This is a genomic window from Intrasporangium chromatireducens Q5-1 (assembly GCF_000576575.1).
GTDB lineage: Bacteria > Actinomycetota > Actinomycetes > Actinomycetales > Dermatophilaceae > Intrasporangium_A > Intrasporangium_A chromatireducens.
The window spans coordinates 1-1984 of record NZ_AWQS01000423.1 but is presented as its reverse complement, the minus strand read 5'-3'; the positions used below and the strand labels follow the sequence as shown (position 1 = coordinate 1984).

Here is a 1984-nt window from a genome sequence, read left to right as displayed (position 1 = left end):
CCCGCTGGGAGGCTGCGCGGGCGCTCGCTCCGAGCATCAGCGGCACGGTCACGCTGACGGGGTTCCTTTGTCCACAAGGGTGCCGCTGATGAGTCGCTCGCGCTCCGCGCTTCCTCCCAGCCACCAGACCGCATCACGGCACGACCCCCGCCACTCACCCTTCACCTCGCCGCGCTGGTTTCACGTGAAACATCCGGAACGGGGCCGGCTGACATGTCGCCAGCGTTTCACGTGAAACGGAGCGGACGTGCGCACCTGGGAGTTGTTCCTGGGCCAGGGTCGAGCGGGGGCGTTTCACGTGAAACAGCCGCACTCAGGGCGGGGCGAGGGGTGCGCGGGAAGCGGGCGCCGAACCCCTAGACTGCCGGTGGCGCGAGAGGCGCGCGACAAGCAGAGGAGTAGGCATGGCGGAGAAGCGGCGGGCGCTCGGACGAGGACTCGGAGCACTGATCCCGAGTGGGCCGTCGACCGGGGCGGGGCGGCCCGTCGACGTGTTCTTCCCTGAGCAGCGCAGCGTCGCAGTGCAGCCGGAGTCGAACGGCGAGGCGGGCGAGTCGGTGACGCCGAGCGGGGCGGCCGCGAACGATGCCGCCCACGACGGACAGTCGACGAGTGTCGACGTCGTCACCGGGGCTGAGGATGGCGCCGCCGGCCCGGAGCTCGCGCCCGTGCCGGGTGCGGAGTTCGCCGAGATCCCGGTCGCGGCGATCCGGCCCAACCCGAAGCAGCCGCGGACCGTCTTCGACGAGGACCAGCTCGCCGAGCTCGTCCACTCGATCAAGGAGATTGGCATCCTCCAGCCGATCGTCGTGCGTCGGGTCACCGCCGCGGCCGACGGTGCGGAGAACGGCGTCGCGTACGAGCTGATCATGGGTGAGCGCCGCTGGCGTGCCTCGAAGGAGGCCGAGCTCGAGGTCATCCCCGCGATCATCAAGGACACCAAGGACGACGACCTCCTGCGCGACGCGCTGCTGGAGAACCTGCACCGCAGCCAGCTCAACGCGCTCGAGGAGGCAGCGGCCTACCAGCAGCTGCTTGACGACTTCGGCTGCACCCAAGAGGAGCTCGCCGCCCGGATCGGACGCTCCCGCCCGCAGATCTCCAACACGCTTCGTCTCCTCAAGCTGCCGCCCCTCGTCCAGCGCCGCGTGGCGGCGGGGGTGCTATCCGCCGGCCACGCCCGGGCGCTGCTTGGTATGGCGGACGGCGCCGCGATGGAGCGGATGGCGCAGCGCATCGTCGCCGAGGGTCTGTCCGTGCGGACGGTCGAGGAGATCGTCGCGCTCGGGGACGCCGAGACCCCGGCCAAGCCGCGACGGCCCCGGCCGGGCGGCCGACACCCGCAGCTCGACGACTACACCGCGACGCTGGCCGATCGGCTCGACACCCGCGTGGGAATCTCGCTCGGACAACGCAAGGGCAAGATCACCGTCGAGTTCGCCTCGGTGGACGACCTGCGCCGCATCCTGGCGCTGATGGGCATCGAGGACGTGGCCTGACCGATGCCCGAGGGCCACACGATCCACGCGCTCGCCGACCGCCTCGTGCGCGCCTTCGGTGAGCGACCGGTCGAGGTGACCAGCCCGCAGGGACGGTTCGCCGCCGACGCCGCGCTGCTCGACGGACGAGTGCTCGAAGGGGCGCTGGCCGACGGGAAGCACCTCTTCGTCGACATCGACGACCGGATCCTGCACGTGCACCTCGGCCTGATCGGCACGTTTCCGGTGATCCCCTTCGAGCGGCGGCCCCCGGAACCGGTCGGCGCCGTCCGCCTGCGCCTCGTCGGCGAGGGCCACTACGCCGACCTGCGCGGCCCCATGGTGTGCGCCCTCATCGACGAGCAGGCCCGTGAGTCGGTCCGGTCCGCACTTGGCCCCGACCCGCTCGACCCCAAGGCGGATCCCCAGCTCGCCCTCGCTCGCCTCCGCCGGACGGGTCGTGGCATCGGCGCACTCCTGATGGACCAAGCGGTCGTGGCCGGCGT

The 1984-nt window shown here is 71.6% G+C and carries 2 protein-coding genes; both read left to right on the top strand.

The features are described from left to right. Positions 1 to 404 precede the first annotated feature (404 nt). Positions 405 to 1499: a ParB/RepB/Spo0J family partition protein gene (locus N864_RS21855; RefSeq protein WP_034722471.1), complete on the top strand. Its 1095-nt coding sequence runs from the start codon at positions 405 to 407 to the stop codon at positions 1497 to 1499. Positions 1500 to 1502: 3 nt separating this feature from the next. After that, positions 1503 to 1984: Fpg/Nei family DNA glycosylase (locus tag N864_RS21850; protein ID WP_034722469.1), on the top strand; the 482-nt coding region annotated here is incomplete at its 3' end.